This window comes from Flavobacterium sp. GSB-24 (assembly GCF_027924665.1).
Lineage (GTDB): Bacteria > Bacteroidota > Bacteroidia > Flavobacteriales > Flavobacteriaceae > Flavobacterium.
In genome coordinates this window covers 750,863-773,818 of record NZ_AP027043.1, presented here as the reverse complement: position 1 = coordinate 773,818, position 22,956 = coordinate 750,863, and the positions used below count along the sequence as shown (strand labels likewise).

13 protein-coding genes are annotated in these 22,956 nt (G+C 33.4%); 8 read left to right on the top strand and 5 right to left on the bottom strand.

The features are described from left to right. The first annotated feature begins 90 nt into the window (after positions 1-90). Entirely contained in the window at positions 91-3,945 is a 3,855-nt protein-coding gene (locus QMG60_RS03615; protein ID WP_281866903.1) for a T9SS sorting signal type C domain-containing protein, read from the top strand. Between the two features lie 482 nt (positions 3,946-4,427). After that, positions 4,428-9,527 (top strand): T9SS sorting signal type C domain-containing protein, encoded by a 5,100-nt coding sequence (locus QMG60_RS03610; protein WP_281866902.1) that lies wholly within the window; start codon positions 4,428-4,430, stop codon positions 9,525-9,527. A gap of 47 nt (positions 9,528-9,574) precedes the next feature. On the opposite strand, the gene QMG60_RS03605 is transcribed toward QMG60_RS03610, so the two are convergent. From QMG60_RS03605 to QMG60_RS03590, 4 genes are all read right to left on the bottom strand, one after another. Next, a complete protein-coding gene (locus QMG60_RS03605) occupies positions 9,575-10,441 on the bottom strand; it encodes a cupin-like domain-containing protein (protein ID WP_057115287.1) in 867 nt (288 codons plus the stop codon). 80 nt (positions 10,442-10,521) lie between these two features. Next, positions 10,522-11,610, bottom strand: coding sequence for a biotin synthase BioB (gene bioB, locus QMG60_RS03600; RefSeq protein WP_281866901.1), 1,089 nt, complete (start codon positions 11,608-11,610; stop codon positions 10,522-10,524). Positions 11,611-11,783: 173 nt separating this feature from the next. Continuing rightward, entirely contained in the window at positions 11,784-12,221 is a 438-nt protein-coding gene (locus QMG60_RS03595) for a hypothetical protein (RefSeq protein WP_057115285.1), read from the bottom strand. 117 nt (positions 12,222-12,338) lie between these two features. Then, the gene (locus QMG60_RS03590) at positions 12,339-13,268 is read right to left on the bottom strand and encodes a bifunctional riboflavin kinase/FAD synthetase (RefSeq protein WP_281866900.1); all 930 of its coding nucleotides are present in this window, start codon (positions 13,266-13,268) and stop codon (positions 12,339-12,341) included. A gap of 243 nt (positions 13,269-13,511) precedes the next feature. On the opposite strand from QMG60_RS03590, the gene QMG60_RS03585 reads away from it, so the two are divergent. Next, complete coding sequence (locus QMG60_RS03585) at positions 13,512-16,145, top strand: reprolysin-like metallopeptidase (RefSeq protein WP_281866899.1); 2,634 nt, start codon at positions 13,512-13,514, stop codon at positions 16,143-16,145. Positions 16,146-16,222: 77 nt separating this feature from the next. Here QMG60_RS03585 and QMG60_RS03580 read toward each other — a convergent pair whose 3' ends face one another. Next, positions 16,223-16,906, bottom strand: coding sequence for a phosphoribosyltransferase family protein (locus QMG60_RS03580; RefSeq protein ID WP_281866898.1), 684 nt, complete (start codon positions 16,904-16,906; stop codon positions 16,223-16,225). Between the two features lie 98 nt (positions 16,907-17,004). Here QMG60_RS03580 and QMG60_RS03575 point away from each other — a divergent pair, with 98 nt between their 5' ends. The 5 genes from QMG60_RS03575 to QMG60_RS03555 all read left to right on the top strand — a co-directional run bounded on the left by QMG60_RS03575 (position 17,005) and on the right by QMG60_RS03555 (position 22,904). Then, positions 17,005-18,546 carry a glycine--tRNA ligase gene (locus tag QMG60_RS03575; RefSeq protein ID WP_281866897.1) on the top strand — a complete coding sequence of 514 codons (1,542 nt, stop codon included), beginning with the start codon at positions 17,005-17,007 and terminating at the stop codon, positions 18,544-18,546. A 277-nt stretch (positions 18,547-18,823) separates the two neighbouring features. Continuing rightward, on the top strand, positions 18,824-19,642 hold the full coding sequence (locus QMG60_RS03570) for a LytTR family transcriptional regulator DNA-binding domain-containing protein (protein ID WP_281866896.1): 819 nt from the start codon (positions 18,824-18,826) through the stop codon (positions 19,640-19,642). A gap of 175 nt (positions 19,643-19,817) precedes the next feature. Continuing rightward, positions 19,818-20,063 carry a hypothetical protein gene (locus QMG60_RS03565; protein WP_134142779.1) on the top strand — a complete coding sequence of 82 codons (246 nt, stop codon included), beginning with the start codon at positions 19,818-19,820 and terminating at the stop codon, positions 20,061-20,063. A gap of 350 nt (positions 20,064-20,413) precedes the next feature. Next, entirely contained in the window at positions 20,414-22,216 is a 1,803-nt protein-coding gene (locus QMG60_RS03560; RefSeq protein ID WP_281866895.1) for an ATP-binding protein, read from the top strand. After that, the gene (locus tag QMG60_RS03555; protein ID WP_057115277.1) at positions 22,206-22,904 is read left to right on the top strand and encodes a response regulator; all 699 of its coding nucleotides are present in this window, start codon (positions 22,206-22,208) and stop codon (positions 22,902-22,904) included. Before QMG60_RS03560 ends, QMG60_RS03555 begins: the two co-directional genes overlap by 11 nt. Positions 22,905-22,956 lie beyond the last annotated feature (52 nt).

Here is a 22,956-nt window from a genome sequence, read left to right as displayed (position 1 = left end):
AAATATCCCTAAATCTTGGTATTGCGTCCCTTATTAATACTTTATAATTTTAGCTGAATTCTTACATATGTTAACTTTAATTATTTTGTTTTGATTAAAAATTTATTTTTAGTACCAATTCTCATTCTTTCATTGTTTACAGCTGGGAAAATTTTTGCACAGCAAGGTAAAGTAGACAACACCTTTAATATACTAGATGATGGACAAAATGGAGATGGATTTGATGGAGCGGTAAGAACGCTTGCCTTGCAAAAAGATGGAAATTTAATTGTTGGAGGTGATTATTTAAGCCTAAATGGATTTCCTGTTTCCTATATCACTAGATTAAATCCCGACGGATCTATTGACGAAAGTTTCAACACAGGAACTGGTTTTAATGGCAAAATATATGCATCCTATCTGCAAGCCGATGGTAAAATAATTCTAGGAGGCAGTTTTACTAATTATAATGGAATTAGTGCAGGGAGGATTATTCGCTTAAATTCAGATGGATCTTATGATCCTAGTTTTAATACCACTGTTGGAGTAACAACAGGAATTGTTTACGACATTGCAGTCCAGTCAGACGAAAAAATAATTATTGTTGGAAGTTTTACCAAATATACAAGTACTACAGTAAATAGAATTGCACGTTTATTTCCAAATGGCACACTCGATTCTTCATTTTTGACGGGTTCTGGATCGTCATTAAATATCTCACATGTTAAAGTTACTAATAATGAAAAAATAATTCTTACTGGAAATTTTATCACATTCAACGGTACTCCAGCAAATCGAATTATTCGGTTAAACATAAACGGAAGTTTCGATTCTAGTTTTAGCACTGGAGCTGCTTTTGACGATGATGTAAATGCTATTGTTTTACAATCAGATGGGAAAATTATTTTAGGTGGTAATTTTACAAATTACAATGGAAATACAGCTAATCGGATTATTCGGTTGAATGATGATGGAACAAAAGATGAAAGTTTTTTAACTGGCTCAGGTTTTAACAAAGAAGGTGTGCAAGTTCTCAAATTGAATGCAACAGGAGACATTATGGTTGGAACATCCTTTAAGGGTTTTTATAATGGTGTTGAAGTAAATAGATTGGTTTTTCTGAATGCAGATGGAACTTTAAAGCAAAATTTTGATATCGGTTCAGGACCTGGTACATCATCTGTTTTAAGTTTGGAATTTGATGATGAAGGATCATGGTTTATAGGTGGATCTTTTTCTGTTTTTGATGAACAAAATCAAGGTAAGTTAGCAAAAATAAATCAAGAAGGAGAACATGATATATCATATTTATCTTCGGGAATTGGATTTGATAATTCTGTTTTAAGTATTCTGCCTATTTCTGATAAGAAAACAATTGTTGCAGGAAATTTTAAAAAATTTAACGGAATAATGGTTGCTAAAATTACCTGTCTTTTAGAAAACGGAACAATTGATCCCTCTTTTAATCCTGAAAATTCAGGAGCAAATAATTTGATAAAAACAACTGCATTACAAACCGATGGAAAGATTATATTAGGAGGAAACTTTACTAAATACAATGATGTTTTAAATAATCGAATCGTTAGAATTTTTTCGAACGGACAAATCGATAATTCCTTTAATATTGGTGATGGATTTAACGGACAAGTGTATGCATTAGCAATTCAGCCTGATCAAAAAGTTATTGTCGCAGGAGCATTTGGAAAGTATAATGGTGTAAATACGGGTAAAATTGTTAGACTACTCCCAGATGGATCAAAAGATCTGGATTTCAATATCGGTTCAGGAGCAGATGGAACGATTGAGGTTTTAGTTATACAATCAGACGGAAAAATTCTAGTAGGAGGTCACTTCAAAACATTTAATAATGTACCCTTTGCAGGCCTAGTGCGCTTGAATGCTGATGGAAGTGTTGATTTAAGTTTTAATATCCGAAATGGTTTCGATAAATATGTGTACGCAATTGCATTGCAATCTGATCAGAAAATTATTGTTGGAGGATCCTTTTTAACTTTTGATGGAATTTCGCAAAAGAAAATCGTTAGATTAAATAGTGATGGAAGTCTTGATAATACATTTGAGTCAGGAACTGGTTTTAGCAAAGGAGATGTTCGTGCTATTTTAGTCCAGCCGGATGATAGGATTTTAGTTGGAGGAAGCTTTTCAGGAACATATAAAAATGTTTCATCTTTGAGACTGATTCGATTATTACCATCTGGCTCTTATGATAATTCCTTTACATCAAAATTAAATAATACGCTTTTTTCAATGAACTTTACTGAAGATTATAAATTGTTGATTGGTGGAAATTTTAATTCGGTATCTAGTATTTCAAAACATAGAATTGCACGTTTAAAACTATGTGTAAATACAACAAGTTGGAACGGAATTTCATGGTCAAATGGTTTTCCTTCGGCTGGTAAAGATGTTTATTTTAAAGATAACTATCCTAATTTGACCACAACGAATGTTTGCGGATGCAATATTGATCAAGATAAAACTGTTACTCTATTAGAAAAAAACACTTTAGGAATTGAATTTGCATACACAGGTGCTGGAACTTTAGTTTTGGAAGACTCTGCCAGCTTATATCAGACCGATGATGATATGCTGAATACTGGAATTATTCATTTAAAAAGAAAGACAAATCCCGTAATTCGATATGATCTTACTTATTGGTCTTCACCTGTAAATAATCAGCTATTATTTGATTTTTCACCAGATACCCTGGGAGATAAATTCTTTTGGTATGATCCAATTTCTGGCTGGACAATTAATTATAATGGAACAATGACTATGATTCCAGGACAGGGTTATAATATTAGGGCTCCTCAATATTATTCGCTTACAGAGCGTACGATATTTGAAGGGACTTTTAAAGGTGTTCCAAATAACGGTAAAATACAATCTTACTTTGCAGTTGCGAATAAATATTATTTAATTGGAAATCCATACCCATCAGCCATCAGCGCAGATGCTTTTTTAAAAAGCAACGCAACAAAAACAAAAGGAGCACTTTACTTTTGGACTCATAATACTCCGCCTTTAAATAATAAATATGGGAAAGATGATTTTGCAGTTTATAACCTCCTAGGTGGGGTTGGAACAAGATCTTCTTCGAATTCTGGTGTCAGTAATTCAGCTCCAGATGGGACAATAGCTTCAGGGCAGGCATTTTTTATAAAAAGTAATACGGAAGGTACTGTAGAGTTTAATAATAGTATGCGGATTTCAGGAAATAATAGTAGTTTTTTTAAACCTTCTAAAGATTCAGCTATTAAAAAAGAAGAAGAAAAACATCGATTTTGGTTGAATCTTAAAGATAATGATGGAGCCTTTAAACAGATTCTCCTTGGTTACGCAGATGGAGCTTCTAATGCTCTGGACTTGAATTATGATGCAGATTTTTTAAGTTCTGAACAGACAGTTGAATTTTATAGTATCGTAGAAAATAAAAAATTAGCAATTCAAGGCAGGTCAATGCCTTTTATTTCAACTGATTCTATTCCTTTGGGCTATAGAACGACTGTTAAAGATATGCTGACTTTAGAGATTGATCACAAGGATAAATTCTTTGATGATATAAGTATTTTTTTAGTAGATAAAACTTCAAATAAAATTCATAATCTTAGTGAAGTTTCGTATCAGTTTGATTCAGATATTGGAACTTTTAATAATCGTTTTTTAATAATTTATACTACTAAAAACTTAGGGAATAAAAAGTATGAAGAGGAACTGAAGGAAATTTTAATATTTATAAAAAATCGAATTATTAATATTGAATCTTTGAAAGAAGATATTAAAGAAGTTATCGTTTATGATGTTTCAGGAAACCAATTACAAAAAATAGATAATCTAGAAACAAAAAAGTTATCTGTCCAAAATTTGTTTACTACTCATCAAGTTTTATTGGTCAAAGTGTTTTTTCACAATGGCAGTTCAACTTCAAAAAAAGTTATTTTCTAAACTAATATTCTTCATTATAAAAGCCTTTTGCAAAATTTTGTAAAAGGCTTTTTTTTATTTAAAAATATATTTTTAAAACATTGATAATCAGTATTTTGATCTTTTCTAGAGTTTTATTAACAGTTTTTTCCTATTTTTTTTAATTTTGATTTTAAGGTGTTAAAATTATATGTTTAATACTACATTGTGAATTTCATTGTAAATAAAATCGTACCTTGTTATAATAATTAATCGATTAAGCGCTATAAAATTCGATTAAAAGCAATTTGTTTACTAGCCTAAACGTAATTTTTCTTTAAGCACTGTTCAAAATTTTTATCTGCCTTAAGAGTAATTCTAAAATTGATAGGATTTTTATCTCAATAGGATGTATATAAATGCAAATACCATTTATACACTTTTGTTAAGTTTATTATCTTCTAGAAATTTGGGATTGATCTTGTTTGAATTTGAATTTATTTTTCAATTATTAAATGCACAAGATGAAAAGAAATTTACTTCCACAACTGAGATTCTTCAGTCATTTTACTCGACTTATTTATACTGATAAAATACTAAAATTGAATGCTATTTTTAAATTAAGATATAGTTTCATTTTAATTTTATTGTTTTTTTATTCTGCTTCAAAAGCACAAACACTAGCACATCCATTCCCTGCAACTGGGTCTTTGGTCCTTCCTGCAGGAATAGATCAGGTTACAGTAGAAGGCTGGGGAGCAGGAGGAGCAGGAGGAGCTGCAGTAGCTACATTAACGGTTGGAAGAAGTGGCGGCGGCGGCGGCGGCGGCGCATATGCAAGAGGTATTATTGCAACATCAACTCCCCAAACTTTAGCCATTAACGTAGGGACAGCGACTGCAGGAGGGAGTAGTAATGGTGCTTCTGGGGGTGCTTCTTTTGTAACAGGATACAATGCCTCTTTTTATGCTCCAGGTGGATCAGGAGGTACTGCAAATACAGGTGGAACTCCTAGTGGTGGAAATGGAGGTTCAGGTGCTGTTGGTAGTCAAGCGACAGAAGCAGGTGCAAATGGTACGGCGGGATCTAGCGCGCTTTTAGGTGCAATTTTTTGGTCAGGAGCCGGCGGAGCAGGTGGGAATACTATTGGCGGCGGCGGAGCAGGAGGTGCAGCAATATCTAGTTTAGTTTTAGGAAACAGTGCTGGAAATTCTGGAAGTAATTATGGCGGCGGTGGCGGTGGCGGAATAAGTTCATTATTGTCAACTCAAAACGGTGGCGGTGGTGCAAGAGGACACATGATTTTAACCTACACCTGCAAAACTTATAGTTTAACAGGAACTTCGGCAGCAAATGTTTGTACAGCCACTGGAACTACCTCATTAGTACAATTAACAGGAAGCACAACTAGTTTGCCAAAAGGAACTTATACAGTAACTTACAGTCGAAGCAGTCCATCAGCTACAGGTTTAACAGCCACTATGACTGTTGGAACAGCAGGAACAGGACAGTTTACAGCAACGGGGCTGAATGTTATTGGAAATAGTACAATTACTGTTACTTCTTTGGCGTCAATGGATTGTACTTCAACCATTAGTTCAAATAATGCAACAACGATTCTAGTTGGAGCACAACCTAGCATTACATTAGGTACAACTACAGCTGTGTGTACAAATGGGGTTGCACAAAATACAACATTAACTTATAGCGCTACAACCAATTCGCCAAACACTTATAGTATTACCTGGAATGCATCTCCAGCCAATAGTTTCGCAACAGTTACTAATGCGACTTTGAGTGCAGGGTCGATTAATATAGCTATTCCAGCAAACACACAGCCAGGAACTTATACGGGATCTCTCACTGTACGTAATGTAGCTGGTTGTACATCTGCTGCTAACAATTTTACGATTACTGTAAATCCTCTGCCAACAATAACTTTAGGAACAGCAGGAGCAGTGTGTTTCAACACTTTAAGTCAAGTGACAAATTTAAGTTATAGTGCAACCACAAATTCACCTACTACTTACAGCATTGTATGGAACTCAAGTCCGACAAATACTTTTGCTCCAGTTATAAATACATCATTACCTGCAAATTCAATTCCTATTACCGTTCCAGCAGGAACATCACCTGGCACTTATACAGGAACCATAACTGTAAGAAATGCAAATGGATGTTCATCAACTGGAAGTAATTTTACAATAACAGTAAATCCTCTACCTACTATAACCTTAGGAAGTGTTGGAATAGTTTGTTTTAATACTTCAGCTCAAACAGCTAATTTAAGTTATTCTGCAACAACCAATTTGCCAACAACTTACAGTATTACTTGGAGCGGAAGTCCCACAAATAGTTTTGCAACTGTTACAGATGCATCTTTGCCTGCAAATTCAATTGGTATTGCCGTTCCAGCAGGAACATCTCCTGGCACTTATACAGGAACATTAACTGTGAAAAATGTCACAAGCTGTGTATCGGCGGCTAATAATTTTACAGTTACAGTTAGCAATAATCCAACAATTGTAACAACGGGAACTTTAACAGCAGTTTGCCAAAAAGCTTCCGCGCAGCTTGCTTCTCTCACATATACCGCAACCACTAATTCACCAATAAGTTATTCAATCGATTGGGCGACATTGACAGATCAGGGAACAACTGCTTTTGCTTTTGCTGCTGGAGGAGGAACTATTAATACAATCAATGTTCCTGCAAATACAGCACCTGGAACTTATACAGGATTAATGACGATTCTCACATCCAATGGATGTTCAGCAACTCAGTCTGTGTCCTTAACAGTTAATGCAGTTCCAACAATTACGACTTCAGGAACTTTAACAGCAGTCTGCCAAAGTGCTAGTGTGCAATCCTCTTCTCTAACATATAACGTGACCACTAATTCACCAATAAGTTATTCAATCGATTGGGCGACATTAACAGATCAGGGAACAACTGCTTTTGCTTTTGCTGCTGGAGGAGGAAGTATTAATACCATCAATGTTCCTGCAAATACAGCACCTGGAACTTATACAGGTACAATGACGATTCTAACATCTAATGGATGTTCAGCAACTCAGTCTGTGTCCTTAACAGTAAATGCGGTGCCAACGATCACGACTTCAGGTGTTTTAACGGCAGTCTGTCAAAGAGCTTCCGCACAGCTTGCTTCTTTGACATATACAGCAACCACTAATTCACCAATAAGTTATTCCATTGACTGGGCAACATTGGCAGATCAGGGAACAACTGCTTTCGCTTTTGCTGCTGGAGGAGGAAGTATTAATACAATTAATGTTCCTGCCAATACAGCATCTGGAACTTATACAGGTGTAATGACGATTTTGACATCTAATGGATGTTCAGCAACTCAACCAGTTTCTTTAACAGTGAATGGTAGTCCAACCATAAGTACATCGGGAATATTTGTTGCTGTTTGCCAAAGTGGATCTGCACAAACAACGACTTTAAATTACAATTCTACAACGGGATCCCCAATTAATTATGCTATAGATTGGGTTGCATTAACAGATCAGGGAACAACGCCATTTCCTTTCAGTTCTGGATCCGGAACCGTTATTAATGTTAATGTTCCGGCCAATACAGCAGCAGGGACATATAATGGTGTGATGACAATTTCTACGGCAAATGGATGTCCAGTAAATCAGGGAGTTTCCTTAACTGTAAATGCAGTTTCTGCACCAACTGCCTCTGCGACACAACAGCCAAGCTGCGAAAATAATACAGGTATAATAACGGTCACTTCGCCTGCACCGGGAACAGGATATTCATATAGCATAAATGGAGTTGATTATAGTAATACTTCTGGTATATTTACAGGTTTGGCTCCTGGGCCTTATAATGTAAAAGTTAAAAATAATACCTCAGGTTGTGAATCTCCATCAACGCCTATTACAATAAATGTGTTAATTACTAAGACTTGGAATGGAAGTGTGAATGCTAATTGGACAAATGCATCAAACTGGACTCCATCTGGGGTTCCTTTGGCTTCTGATTGTGTTAATATTCCTGCCTTGGCAACAAGTCCAATTATTTCGGGAACTAATGGCAGTTTTTTCGCAAATAGATTAACAATAGAGAATAATGGATCGCTAGTTGTACAAAGTTCTAATACAATTACAGTGACAAATGAGGTAAACGTAGTAGGCAATGGAGTTTTCATTTTTGAAAATAATTCCAGTTTAGTGCAAGTTTCAAATGCTGTTAATACTGGAAATATAACTTATAGAAGAAATACCTCACCAATAAGACGTTACGACCTTACCTACTGGTCTTCGCCAGTAACAAGAGTACCAGCATTTACACTTTACAATTTATCACCAAATACATTGGGAGATAAATTTTATAAATATGTAATTGGACCTCGATGGGTTATAATTTATAACGGAACTGAAGAAATGGTAAAAGGTACGGGTTATAGTATTCGCGCACCTCAAAATTATGATATTGATACGCCTCAAGTTTATCAGGCAGAATTTATTGGAGTTCCGAATAATGGACTGGTTTTAGGACCAGAAGCAGTTCCTGAAAAATTTAATTTAATTGGAAACCCTTATCCATCTGCAATTTACGCGGATCAATTTATTTATGATAATGCAGCTAATTTTTATGGGACATTATATTTTTGGACGCATAATACATTACCAACTCAAAGTGTTCCTGGAGATAATAATTTTCATTATGGAGATAATGATTATGCAATTTATAATTTATCTGGTAATGTAACAGTTGGAGGAATGACAGGAATTGGAGCGCCAACACCAGGTAATCAGGATCCTCCTTTAGGATATATTGCTGCAGGACAATCTTTTTTCGCAAAATCAATAACTGATCAAAAAGCTGTTTTTACAAATTCAATGAGAGTTCCTAATCGTAATAGCCAATTTTACAAGTCCGTAGCTACAACTGAAATTGAAAAATACCGTGTTTGGTTAAATTTAACAAATACACAAGGAGCTTTTAAACAACTTTTAATAGGATATATAACTGGTGCAACAAATTTATGGGATAACAATTATGACGCAGTGAGTATGGATGCAAATCCGTATATCGATTTTTATAGTATTAATGAAAACAAAAAGTTAGTAATTCAAGGGCGCGCAATTCCTTTCGTTGCATCTGATACAATTCCGTTAGGATATCGATCTGCTTTAGAAGGAGAATTTACAATTGCTATAGATCATACAGATGGGAATTTGGATAATCAGGTAATTTACTTGCAAGATAATGTAACTAAAACGATACACAATCTTAAAACGGGAGGTTATAAATTTACTACAACAATTGGAGTTTTTCCTGATCGCTTTGTGCTTCGATATACAAATCCTAACGATGCTGTTTTAGGTAACGAAAATTTTGAAAACCTTAATGGAAATATTTCTGTCTCAGTTAGAGAAAAAAATATTAAACTGCAGTCTTTCTCAGATAAAGAAAATATCCAAGAAGCAGCTGTTTATGATGTTGGAGGAAAACTACTATATTATAAAAATGAAATTGATGATAAAGAATGGCTCATTACAAATCTGCATTCTGGACCTCAAGTGCTACTGGTAAAAATTACATTGGATAACGGAAAAACTGTAACGAAAAAAATAGTCTATAACTAAAGTAAAAAATCGGTTGAGAATTAAAACTCAACCGATTTTTTTTATCATTAAGCGCTGCGGCGTAAATTTTCGTTTGTATTTGTAATCGCCTTTTCGTTTTTATAATCAATCCATTTCTGGCCTTTAATTTTTCGCATCATAATATCAAAGTGACGCATAATAAAAACATTATAGGCGGCTTTAGATAGATTGGCAATATTTTTAGGAAAAGCACGAAGACTCATAGAAAAACCAGGTGTCAAATACTTCATATAATGCCAATATCCTTCTGGCATATATAACATTTCTCCATGTTTTAGATTCGTAATATATCCTTCAGCATTTTTTAGAGCAGGAAATTTTTCATAATCAGGATTATCAAAATCAATATCTTCTCTCGAAATTAAAGCATGAGGTACTTTATACATATATTTTGACTGGTCTGGTGCGAAAATCATACATTGCTTTTCTCCATGAAAATGAAAATGAAGAATATTAGAATAATCAATATCATAATGCATAAAAACCCTTGCGTTTTCTCCGCCAAAAAAAAGCATTGGTAATTGTTTGACTAATTTGAGACCAATATCCGGCCATAAAAAATCATTTTTTAGCGTCGGCACATCCTTCATTAAATTATAAAGAAAAATGCGGTAATTGGTGGGTTTTGATTCTAAAAGGTTAATATAGTCGCTCATTTTCATTTTCATATGAGCTTCATTAAATCCTTCTTCATGGTTTACAGGCCTATCATCGTACAAAGGAACGGTGATATCACCTGCGATATCATTAATATAGGATAATTTCCATTTTTGATAAGCCGGCCAGTCTTCGGTCAGTTCTTCAACAACAACTGGAATTTGTTTTTTTACATATTGGGAAATAAAATCTTCTTTAGAGATTTTCTTAACCCTTTCTATTTCTTTTAATTTCATTTTTATAAATAAAAAAATTGCTTATAACTCTGTGCATAAGCAATTTAATAATATTTATTGAAATTTATTAACTCTTTTAATTATTTTTTTGATCTGATCGAAGCATCAATATTTCTTTCTATTTTATGATTTGGTCGTGACCATTTAGGTTTTTCTCCCAAAGAATTAAATTGAGAATCGGAAGCTTCAACTGTTTTGGGCTGCATTATTTTAATAAAAGGTTTTTGCGCCATCATTCCCAAAGTTTCGAACATTTTCATATCCTCATTTACATCAGGATTTGGAGTAGTAAGTAATTTATCTCCTGCAAATATCGAATTTGCTCCTGCAAAAAAGCACATTGCCTGACCTTCACGTGACATATTTGTTCTTCCTGCAGACAAACGAACTTGTGTTTCTGGCATTACAATTCGTGTAGTGGCAACCATTCGAATCATTTCCCAGATTTCTACTGGTTTTTCATCCTCCATTGGAGTTCCTTCAACAGCGACTAATGCATTAATTGGAACAGATTCTGGCTGTGGATTTAAAGTAGAAAGAGCTACAAGCATTCCAGCTCTGTCTTCAATACTTTCTCCCATTCCGATAATTCCTCCGCTGCAAACTGTAACATTTGTTTTGCGAACATTTTCAATAGTTTGTAAACGGTCCTCAAAACCACGAGTTGAAATTACATCTTTATAATATTCTTCAGATGTATCTAAGTTGTGATTATAAGCATATAAACCTGCTTCTGCCAAACGATGCGCCTGATTTTCTGTAAGCATTCCTAAAGTGCAGCAAACTTCCATATCAAGTTTGTTAATCGTACGGACCATTTCTAAAACCTGATCAAATTCTTCACCATCTTTTACATTTCTCCAAGCTGCTCCCATGCAGACACGAGAAGATCCATTAGATTTAGCTCTCAAAGCTTGAGCTTTTACCTGACTTACAGTCATTAGATCATTTCCTTCAACTCCCGTATTGTATCTAGCAGCCTGCGGACAATAGCCACAATCTTCTGGACATCCGCCTGTTTTTATAGAAAGTAAAGTGGAGACTTGAACTACGTTTGGGTCGTGTTGCTGTCTGTGAATTGTAGCTGCTTCATAAAGCAGATCCATCAATGGTTTATTGTAGATGGCAATTATTTCGTCTTTTGTCCAGTTATGTTTTGTAATGCTCATGGATAAATTGTTTTTTGGAGCATTAAAAGTAAGTAAATTATGATAACAGATTTATTAGCTTATTAAAAATGAAGATTTTCAACTTTTTTTCAAAAAAGAAACACTCTAAAATCATAGAATTAAGAATTTCTATGATTTTTAGAGTGTCAAAGTGTGTTTTTATTTTTGAGTATTTAATCAGCAGCATATTTATTATTCCAGTACAGCATCATCATTAAAGTGACGATTACAGATGAAGCAATTCCTTCAAACAATAAACAAATACAATAAGTTGGTACTGATGGATTTCCTCCGAACAGAAATGTTTCAGATAGAGTTCTTACATATGCGTCTCCGCCTCGAGCATAACTGTAAACCAATAAACCAAATACACTCATCGATACGCCGACTACAGACGTAGCCATTGCAGAAACAGCATTAGATACAAAATTGGTTTCTCCTTCACGAAGGTTCATCTGCATTGTTCTGTTTACACCATAGAATATAAAGAATACGTTAAGTGTTCTTAGATAAAACAAATTTGCTAACCCTAGTACATTCATCAATAAAAAATAAATGCCGATTCCGAGAAAAATCAAAAAACCGTTGGTAATTTCTTTAGGTAGTTTCATAGTGTTTATTTTTAAAGAAGTTAATAGTAAATATTTGAAAAACAGTCTTCTATCAAATTTACTAAAAAAACAACTACGATGATTTAAAAACAGCAAAAACTATAAGATGCGATTTTTTTAAAGAAGATTTATGAAAGCCAAGGCCTCAATTTGATCTTGATGAAGCTGCGCTTTTAACGCATCTACAGAACCAAATTTTTGTTCTTCGCGGATATAATGCAGCAACGAAACTTTAATATTTTGATCGTAAATATCTTTGTCGAAATTAAAAAGATGAACTTCTATAGTCTGTTTGTCACCATTAACCGTAGGGTTAAAGCCAATATTCATCATTCCATAAACAATTTCTTCGTTTATAAAAGCTTCTACAACATAAACACCAATTTTTGGAATTAGTTTATAATCTTCTTCAATGTAAATATTTGCAGTAGGAAAACCAATAGTTCTTCCCAGCTGTTTTCCTTTTACCACCGTTCCGTTTAAGAAGTAATTGTATCCTAGATATTCGTTGGCCAAAGCCATATTTCCTTCTTTTAAAGCATTTCTGATTTTAGTGGAACTTACCGAAACATCTTGAATTTCTTCGGCAGATATTTGTTCTACTTCAAAATCATACTCTTTTCCAAAAGCAATTAAATCATCAATGTTAGCAGTTCGATTGCGTCCAAAACGATGATCATGTCCAATAATAATTTTCTGAATCTGGAATTTATCCACCAAAATAGTATGAACAAACTCTTCTGCAGTCAATCTTGAAAAACTTTCGTTGAACGGATGAACAATTAAGTTTTCTATACCAGTTGCCTCAAGGAGTTCTGTTTTTTCGCTAATAGTATTCAGCAATTTGATCTCTGATTTTTCTTGCAGAACCATTCGCGGATGCGGAAAAAAAGTAAGTACAAGACTTTCGTATTTTCCGTTTTCAGTATTTTGTGTAATTCGTTCCAGAATTTTTTTATGACCAATATGCACGCCGTCAAAGGTACCAAGAGTTAAAATTGTTTTCTTGGTTGACTGAAAATCGTTTATAGAATGAAAGAGCTTCAAAACAAATTATTTAAGATGCTGCAAATTTATACTATTCTGTTTTAAATTTAATACTCTGATAAATTGAATTTTCGTTGAGTTATGCTTTTCTTTTTGTGAAAATAAGCTGACTCGTCGATTAAATAACATTAATTGTCTTATATATTGTACAATTTAAATTAATTGAAGTAATTTTGATATTATATCTTACAGAGTATGAAAAAACTATTACTTTATATATTTCTTATTTTTTGCTGCGTAAACATGAAAGCTCAAAACAATGTTTTATGGCAAAAAGTAACTTCTTCATCATCGCTTTCGCGAAAAGCAAACGTTTTAGATTCGGGAAAACTGTATTATAAATTAAATGCAGATCTGCTTAGTGCCAAACTTGCCTCTACTACAAGTAAATCAGCTTTAAGCAATACAACCGAAATAACGATTCCTAATACAGAAGGAACTTTAGAACGTTTTTCGGTTTGGGAATCCTCTAATTTTGATCCTGAATTGCAAGCCAAATATCCAGAAATTAGAGCTTATGAAGGACGAGGAATAGATGATAAAAATGCTAAAATACATTTTAGTGTTGCTCCAATCGGATTTCAGACCATGGTTTTTCGTGTAGCAAAACCAACAGAATATATTGAACAAAATCCAGATGATAAATCAGAATATGTTGTGTTTAAATCTGCAGATAATGCAGATTCGAAAATGCGACTGGATTGTAAAACAGCCAATTTAGTTTCAGAAAATAAAGCATCAAATACAGCAAAAACAACTTCTAATGCCAAACAATTTAAAACATTTCGTTTAGCATTATCGTGTACGGGAGAATATACAGCCTTTTTTGGCGGAACAAAAGCCGGAGCATTAGCAGGTATGAATGCAACCTTAACTAGAGTGAATGGTGTTTTTGATAGAGATCTTTCTGTAAAAGTTGTTTTAATTGCTAATAATGATGCAGTTATTTATACAGATGCTTCTACAGATCCTTATTCTGTTCCATCAGTTGGGGCAGCAGATCCTGGAGGAACTTGGGGGCAAGAAGTTCAGACTACTTTGACGAATGTAATTGGTAATGCCAATTATGATATTGGACATTTGTTCGGAGGTTCGGGCGGAGGCGGTAATGCAAATTGTATTGGCTGTGTGTGCGTAAACCCAACTTCTAGTGTTCCTTTAGGAAAAGGGAGTGCCTATACTTCACCATCTGATGCAAAACCTCAAGGAGATACTTTTGATATCGATTTTGTTGCTCACGAAATGGGGCATCAATTGGGAGGATCGCACACTTTTTCTCATGCCGGAGAAGGAACAGGAACACAATATGAACCAGGAAGCGGTTCTACAATTATGGCCTATGCTGGAGTAACAAGAAATTATGATGTTCAAAGTAATTCTGATGATTATTTTTCTTACGGAAGTATCAATCAAATACAGAATAATTTAGCGGGGAAAACTTGTCCGGTAACTACTGCTATAACTAATAATCCGCCAATAATAAACGCAGGAGCAGATTACACAATTCCTATAAGTACACCTTTTGTTTTAACAGGAACGGGCTCAGATTCCGAAGGTAATTCTATAACCTACACTTGGGAGCAGTTTGACAGTGCAATTACCACTTTTGGATCTAATAGTATTGCTTATCCAACAAAACCAGACGGACCAATGTTTAGATCACTCCCGCCCACAACTTCACCAGTTCGTTATATGCCAGCTTTAAATTCTGTGCTCAATAATCAGTTGACGACAACTTGGGAATCTGTTTCGTCTATAGCAAAAACAATGAATTTTACTTTAACAGGAAGAGATAACGCGCCAGATGGAACAGCTCAAACCAATACAGATGCAATGGTTGTTACAGTAAGTGCTTCTGTAGGACCGTTTGCGCTAACTTCTCAGAATGTTGATAATGTTGGCTGGGAAAAAGGATCAACACAAACGGTTACTTGGAGTGTCAATAATACCAATACACTTCCAGGCTCTACAAATGTCAATATAAAATTATCTCTAGATGGAGGTTTAACGTTTCCAATTACACTAGTTGCAAATACTTTAAATGACGGTTCTGAAACTATATTGATTCCATCCAATATTGAAGCGTCTACCAATTGCAGAGTTTTGATAGAACCTGTAAATAATATTTATTATGCTGTAAATAGTAATCCATTTGCAGTTGGCTATACAGTTTCTACAAGTTGTTCTACATATAACTTTGAAGGCGGATATTCGACTGGTAACGGAAGCACCTTTATTAGCAAAACTGTTGCAGTGCCAGCGTCAACAGGAACTATCTCAGATGTAAATGTATCTGTGAATGTTACGCATGCAAGATTTTCAGATCTTGAAATTCAGATTGTAAGTCCAAGTGGAACAGTTGTAAGTTTATTTAATAAAAGCTGCGGCAGTACAAATTCAACTCTAGCACTTCAGTTTGATGACAGCGGAACTGCTTTAAATTGTAATGCGACTACAAGTCAAATTGTAATTCCAGCTAGTTTATTAAGTGCTTTTAATGGAGAAAATCAACAAGGAAATTGGACTTTTAGAGTGCGAGATGCAGTTCTTGGAGCTTTAGGAACAATAAATTCTGCTTCAGTAAACATCTGCAATAGAACGTATACACTTGGAAATTCAGATTTTGAAAATATAGATTTTGCCTTGTATCCAAATCCAAACAAAGGAAATTTTACCATTCAATTTAACCGAGATTCAGTAAAAGAGATAAAAATTTATGTTCATGATATTTTGGGAAAATACGTTTACAGTAATACTTTTCAAGGTTCAGGATATTTTATTCAAGATATTCAATTACCAAATGTACCAAATGGATTATATCTAGTTACGGTTATTGATGGAGATAAAAGAACAATCAGGAAAATTTTGGTGAATTAAAATTTTAAAAACCAAAGATTTAAAATCCAAATTCCAACTATTATTGGAATTTGGATTTTTTTTATTGAAATTTTACGCTAAGAGTTCGCCATCGCCATGCAGACAATACTAATTTTTGTTCCTGGAATTTTTAGTAATGCTCTAGAACAAGCTTCGAGTGTTGCGCCAGTTGTCAGGACATCATCAACAATTAAAAAATGTTTATTGCGATTTTCTTCTGTCAAAACTGCATCAAAAATATTTTCGATGTTTTCAGATCTTCCCAAAAGATTCTTTTTAGATTGTGTTTTAGAATATTTCTTTCGGTATAAAACCGAATCGTTATAAGGAATTTTTAAACCTTCGGCTAAAGCCTTTCCAAAAGTTGTAACCTGATTATAACCACGTTCCTTAAATTTTTTTGGATGTAAAGGAACTGGAATTACAGCATCAAAAGGAATTGTCAATTGAATTTCTTTTAAATCTTCGGCATACCAGTTTCCTAAAACAGTTCCAATTTCTTCATGACCTTTATATTTTAGGTTGTGAATTAATTCCTGAACCATTCCTTTTTTATTAAAATATAAAAATGTCGAAGCAAATTGAATATCAATCTTGCCGTAAAACTTTTTTACAGCTTGATTTTTTGGGTCTAAATGATATTGAGTAAGAGGTATTTCGTGACGGCAGGAAGTACAGAAAACAATTTCATTTTGCAGTAAAATAGCTCGGCATCCATCACAGACTTTAGGGAAAAATAGATTTATTAGGTAATTAATCACAAAAAGAGAGATTTTATTTACAAAAGTAACAAAATCAATACTTCAATCTTTATTATTTTTCTTTTTTTTAAAGGTACTTTTTATATTTTTGCATCACTATGGCAAAACAAGAAGATATATTTAAGAATGTGGTTTCGCACGCAAAAGAGTACGGATTTATTTTTCCGTCAAGCGAAGTTTACGACGGACTGAGTGCTGTTTATGATTATGCACAAAATGGTGTCGAATTAAAAAAGAATATCCGTGAATATTGGTGGAAATCAATGGTTCAGATGAATGAGAATATTGTCGGCCTTGATGCTGCGATATTAATGCATCCAACAACTTGGAAAGCTTCTGGACACGTTGATGCATTCAATGATCCATTAATTGATAATAAAGATTCTAAAAAAAGATATAGAGCTGACGTTTTGGTTGAAGATCATGCTGAAAAAATTCACCAAAAAGCACAAAAAGAAATTGACAAAGCAAAAGCTCGTTTTGGCGATGCATTCAACGAACAAGAATTTGTAACTACAAATGCTCGTGTAATTGAATATTTAGCTAAAGAAAAAGAAATCAGAGAGCGTTTAGGTCGTTCTTTAGGAAACGGAGATTTAGCTGATGTTAAAGCTTTGATCGAAGAATTAGAAATTGCTGATCCTGAGACTGGTTCTAAAAACTGGACAGAGGTAAAACAATTTAACTTAATGTTCGGAACAAAACTTGGAGCTTCTGCAGAAAACGCAATGGATTTATACTTACGTCCAGAAACGGCGCAGGGTATTTTCGTTAACTTTTTAAATGTTCAGAAATCTGGTCGTATGAAAGTTCCTTTCGGAATTGCTCAAACGGGTAAAGCTTTCAGAAATGAAATTGTGGCAAGACAATTTATTTTCCGTATGCGTGAATTCGAACAAATGGAAATGCAGTTTTTTGTACGTCCAGGAGAAGAAATGAAATCATACGAATACTGGAAAGAAACTCGTTTGAAATGGCATTTATCTTTAGGATTAGGAAAAGAAAATTACCGTTTTCACGATCACGAAAAATTAGCGCACTACGCAAATGCAGCAGCGGATATCGAATTTAATTTCCCATTCGGATTTAAAGAATTGGAAGGAATTCACTCTCGTACAGATTTCGATTTAAAAGCTCACGAAGAATATTCTGGACGAAAATTACAATATTTCGATCCTGAACTAAACGAAAACTATGTTCCTTATGTAGTAGAAACATCTGTTGGTTTAGATCGTATGTTCTTGGCTGTTTTTGCAACTTCACTAAAAGAAGAAACATTAGAAGACGGTTCTACAAGAACAGTTTTAAAATTGCCGTCAGTTTTAGCGCCAACTAAAGCAGCGGTATTACCATTGGTTAAAAAAGATGGTCTGCCAGAAGTTTCGAGAAAAATTATCGAAGATTTGAAATGGGATTTTAATGTGGCATATGATGAGAAAGATGCTGTAGGACGTCGTTACAGAAGACAAGATGCTTTAGGAACGCCATTCTGTATTACAGTAGATCACCAGACGCTTGAAGACGAAACAGTAACAATTCGTCATAGAGATACTATGAAACAAGATCGTGTAAAAATTACTGAATTAAGAGCTATTATTGAAAATGAAGTTTCGATGAAAAACTGGTTAATGAAAATGTAATCTTTACATGTTATACTCTAGATCCCAAATTCCGTCCCGAAACCTCGGGAGAATTTGGGATTTTTGATTTTAAAAAACAGGTATTTTATCGATCTTTTTTGCATTTCAACTTTATGTATCAACATTTTGGTGTAATGTGTTAACAATGAAATGATTAAAATATTTAAATCCGTAATTTTAAATGCGGATAAATGCCAAAACCAAACTTTTCTTCATTACATCAAATCGAATTTTTTTGAGTATGACTGCGAAGTAAGAAAATCAACAAAACCAAAAATTGAAGAAGTATTCGTATATCATAATTGACGATGATGCTGAAAGTGTTTTGAAAACCAAAACAACCGCTGCAGGTTTTTCAGAATTATCTTTTACCGCATCGGCGTCAAATTTTCAAGATGGTTTAAATTTGATTTTAGAACATAAACCTGCTTTGGTTTTCCTAGAAATTGAACCTAAAGATTTATCAAGCCAATTATCTCTTGCTTTTATCAGCGAGCTGCATCGATTTTTTCAAGAAATTCCCAAAATTATCGTTACCACTAATCAAAAAGACAAGGCTTTTGAAGCCATTCAATATAATGTATTTGATTATCTTTTAAAACCTGTTGCCCACCTAGACCTCCTAAAGACAGCTTTGAAGCTTAAAAAAGCAAATTTAGAGTCAAAAACTCCGCCTTTTATAGAAGAACCAACTTCTATTGTAATTGACAATGTAAATAATGTAACGATTCCTCAAAACGTCGAAAAGCCACTAACAATTTGTATCAAATCGTATGGAGATTATCGATATTTAAACGCTGCTGACATCTGTTACTTTCAGGCAGATAATAATTCGACCGATATTTATTTGAATACTGGCGAAATGATTACAGCATTTAAAACGTTAAAGCATTTTGAAAGTGTTTTAACGTATCCTTTTATTCGTATTCATAATAGTTATGTAATTAATAGAAATTACATTTCGAGAATTCATAGCGGAAACTCAATCTGTTACATAAAAAACTCCTCCAAAAAGATTCCTTTTTCTAAAACATACAAAGCAAATGTCGACTTGATAATTGCTGATTTTGCTGCAGGAAATTACTTAGAAATCTAAAAACCAGATGTTTACACAGATTTGCTATCCGTTGACTATCAATTGGGTATGATCTACCACAAACTCAATTTTTTATACAAATTTTTTTCGATTCTGGTGTTAGTTTTACACTCTGATTCACAGCAATTGTGATTCATTCTCCAAAAATTAGACAAACATTAAAAAACCTCAGGTCATGAAAAAAACAGCTTTGACATTCGGATTATTCTCATTAGCAATAGTTGCAACTTCTTTTGTATTACCAACTTCGACAACTTTTTCTAATGAAAAGTTAGGCGTAGTTTCTCCTGTAGATGGTTCTACTGGAGGAGGAAGAAAACAAGATCCACGTATTGCTAATAATAAGATAGTAGTTAAAAACAACGAATTAGGTTTTGCTAAAATCAACCAATCTTTTGGTGATTCTAAGAAAATAGACTAATTAAAAAAATATTTGCAAAGTCTTTTAGGCTGTCAATTTTTGGCAGCCTTTTTTTATGTTTATAGTTTTAGTATTTTTGGTAAAATTAAAAATTTGCATTGAAAAGATATTTTCCAATATTATTGTTTTTATTGTTGATTTTTTCAGGTTGTACCCAAAAGAAAAAATCAAAGGAACTAACTTCAGTGCAGGATAGCCTTCCCGTTTATTTGTCATTGTCAAATGATATTCAGATAAATTATGACCTTAAACAAAAATATGCTCAGAAGGCATTTTCTATAGTAGTTAAACAAAAAAACGACTCCATTAACAGGGTTAATTTGTTTAAGATTGCCAATAGGTATTATAATATGAATGATTTTAAATCATATCATGCAATTTCACAACTGGTTTTAGATAGGTCCATAAGCAGTAAAGATTCGGCAAGTATTGCCAAAGCATATATCTACCTAGGGGATTATTATGGTTCAAAAGTGATTTCTGATAGTGCTTTCAGAAATTATTTTCTAGCGCAGAAGATTTATTTGCAGATTAACGATCAATATAATTTGGCAAAAACCTTATTAAGCAAAGCGAGTCTGCAATATAACGAATCAGATTTTTTTGAAAGTGAAATATCTGTATTCAAAGCTTTAAGCATATTGAAAAACCAAAAAAATGTAAATGACCAGCTTTATGAATGTTATAATTTGTTGGGTATTTTATATAATGAAAGGGAAGAATATGAAAAAGCATTGGAGTATCAGAATAAAGCTTTAAACACTTTAAATGATAAATCGATTCCAGCTGATCTTCAACTAAAAGCGACTTCTTTAAACAATATCGGGTTTGTTTACATGCGCATGAAAAACTACAAACAAGCGATTATTTATTTTGAAAAAGGACTTAAAGAAAAAAATCTTTTCGAAGAAAAAACTATTTTGTACGCCATGCTGCTTGATAATCTGGCTTATTCAAAATTGAAATCAAAACGATTAGACGGGCTTCCCGATCAGTTTTACAGGTCTCTAAAAATCAGAGATAGTCTTGGGTTAAAAATGGCTAAAATATCCAATCAAATTCATTTGTCAGAGTATTATGCATTTAAAAGAGATACTTTTAAAGCTATACAGTTTTCGAAAAAAGCTTTGCTTCTGTCGCGTTCTTCAGATAAATTGGCGAATACTTTACTTGCTCTAAAACAAATTGCTGTTGTAGATCCTCAAAATGCATCTAAGTATTCAAAAGAATATATTCGATTAAATGATAAAATGCTCAAAGCAGAGAGAAATATGGGAGAAAAATTCTCTCGTATCGAATACGAAACCAACGAGATAAAAGACCAAAACTCCAATCTTCAAGAAAAAAATAAAACCTTGGTTTATGTCTTTAGTATTTGTACATTGCTCGGATTGTTTTTTTACGTTTATAAAACACAGCAGGCTAAAAACCGTGAATTAATTTTTAAACAACAGCAGCAGATTGCGAATGAAGACATTTATAATATGATGATCTCACAGCAAAATGAAATTGAGCTGACTAGAATTAAGGAAAAGAAAAAAGTTGCGCAGGAATTACATGATGGGGTTTTAGGCCGTATGTTTGGAATTAGAATTAGTTTGGACAGTTTGGATAAGGTTGATGAAGTTGAAGCGGCGTCTAAAAGAAAAAAGTATTTAGCAGAACTTAAAAATATTGAACAGGATATTCGAGAAATTTCTCATGATTTGAATAGGGAAAAATCAGAATTAATTAATAATTTTGTTGCTATCCTAAATAAACTATTTGAAGATCAGAGAAATACGTATAGCTCAAAATTGATTACTTCTTTTGATCCTAATATCAAATGGGAATTAATAAGCAATATTGTCAAAATCAATTTATACCGAATTATTCAAGAAGGACTTCAAAATTGTAATAAATATGCAAAGGCAGATATTATTAAAGTAGAGTTTGAAATTGAAAATAATAATTTGATTTTAACTATCGCAGATGATGGAGTCGGATTTAATACTAAAAAAACCAAAAATGGAATTGGTTTGCATAATATAGAATATAGAGCAACAGAATGTAAGGGGACAGTTAACATAAAATCTGCCAAATCGGAAGGAACCGTCCTTATTGTAAAAATCCCAATAGATCCAAATAATAACCTGCAATATAATGACATTTGATTTAACAGCTCCAGTTCCGGAATTGGTTCAAAAAAATATTCTAATAGTAGATGATCATCCATTTATTATTGAAGGATACAAAAATGCAATAACGCGTTACAAACCAAAACAATATGAATTTTTAATTTCACAAGCACATGATTGTCGATCAGCTTATGATATAATTGAAAGTAATGACACGCCTGCATTTGATATTGCTTTTTTAGATATCAGCATGCCTGCTTATGAAGAAAAAGAAATTTTTTCGGGCGAGGATCTGGCGAAACTGATTTTAAACAAAATGCCTTCTTGCAAGATTGTTCTGCTTACGATGTATACTGAACTTCTAAAAATTAAAACAATTATTAGAACAATTCAGCCCAATGGTCTAATAATTAAAAACGACCTTACTTTTGAAGAATTGCTTTTGGCATTTGATAAAGTAATGAAGAGCGAAAAATATTACAGTCAATCGGTCGTTAAAATGCTGAATCAATCGACTCATAATGCTATCGAAATTGATCAGTATGATAAACAGATATTAGTTCATTTATCAAAAGGAGCGAGTATTAATGAGATGCTTCAAAACATTCCAATCTCTTTAAATGCAATTGAAAAAAGAAAAAAACATCTGAAAGAACTGCTCAAAATTAGAAGCGGATCTGACGAAGATTTGATTAAAGAAGCTAGAAGCAAAGGGCTTTTCTAAAAAAATGAAATTCCAAAAATAAAAAATTCCAAATCCCATTATGTTGATCGGT

Excerpts from the sequence above, each read along its gene's own strand:
- QMG60_RS03610 (WP_281866902.1), top strand. The coding sequence starts at position 4,428 with ATGAAAAGAAATTTACTTCCACAACTGAGATTCTTCAGTCATTTTACT.
- QMG60_RS03605 (WP_057115287.1), bottom strand. The coding sequence starts at position 10,441 with ATGAAATTAAAAGAAATAGAAAGGGTTAAGAAAATCTCTAAAGAAGAT.
- bioB (WP_281866901.1), bottom strand. The coding sequence starts at position 11,610 with ATGAGCATTACAAAACATAACTGGACAAAAGACGAAATAATTGCCATC.
- QMG60_RS03595 (WP_057115285.1), bottom strand. The coding sequence starts at position 12,221 with ATGAAACTACCTAAAGAAATTACCAACGGTTTTTTGATTTTTCTCGGA.
- QMG60_RS03585 (WP_281866899.1), top strand. The coding sequence starts at position 13,512 with ATGAAAGCTCAAAACAATGTTTTATGGCAAAAAGTAACTTCTTCATCA.
- QMG60_RS03575 (WP_281866897.1), top strand. The coding sequence starts at position 17,005 with ATGGCAAAACAAGAAGATATATTTAAGAATGTGGTTTCGCACGCAAAA.
- QMG60_RS03565 (WP_134142779.1), top strand. The coding sequence starts at position 19,818 with ATGAAAAAAACAGCTTTGACATTCGGATTATTCTCATTAGCAATAGTT.
- QMG60_RS03560 (WP_281866895.1), top strand. The coding sequence starts at position 20,414 with ATGAATGATTTTAAATCATATCATGCAATTTCACAACTGGTTTTAGAT.
- QMG60_RS03555 (WP_057115277.1), top strand. The coding sequence starts at position 22,206 with ATGACATTTGATTTAACAGCTCCAGTTCCGGAATTGGTTCAAAAAAAT.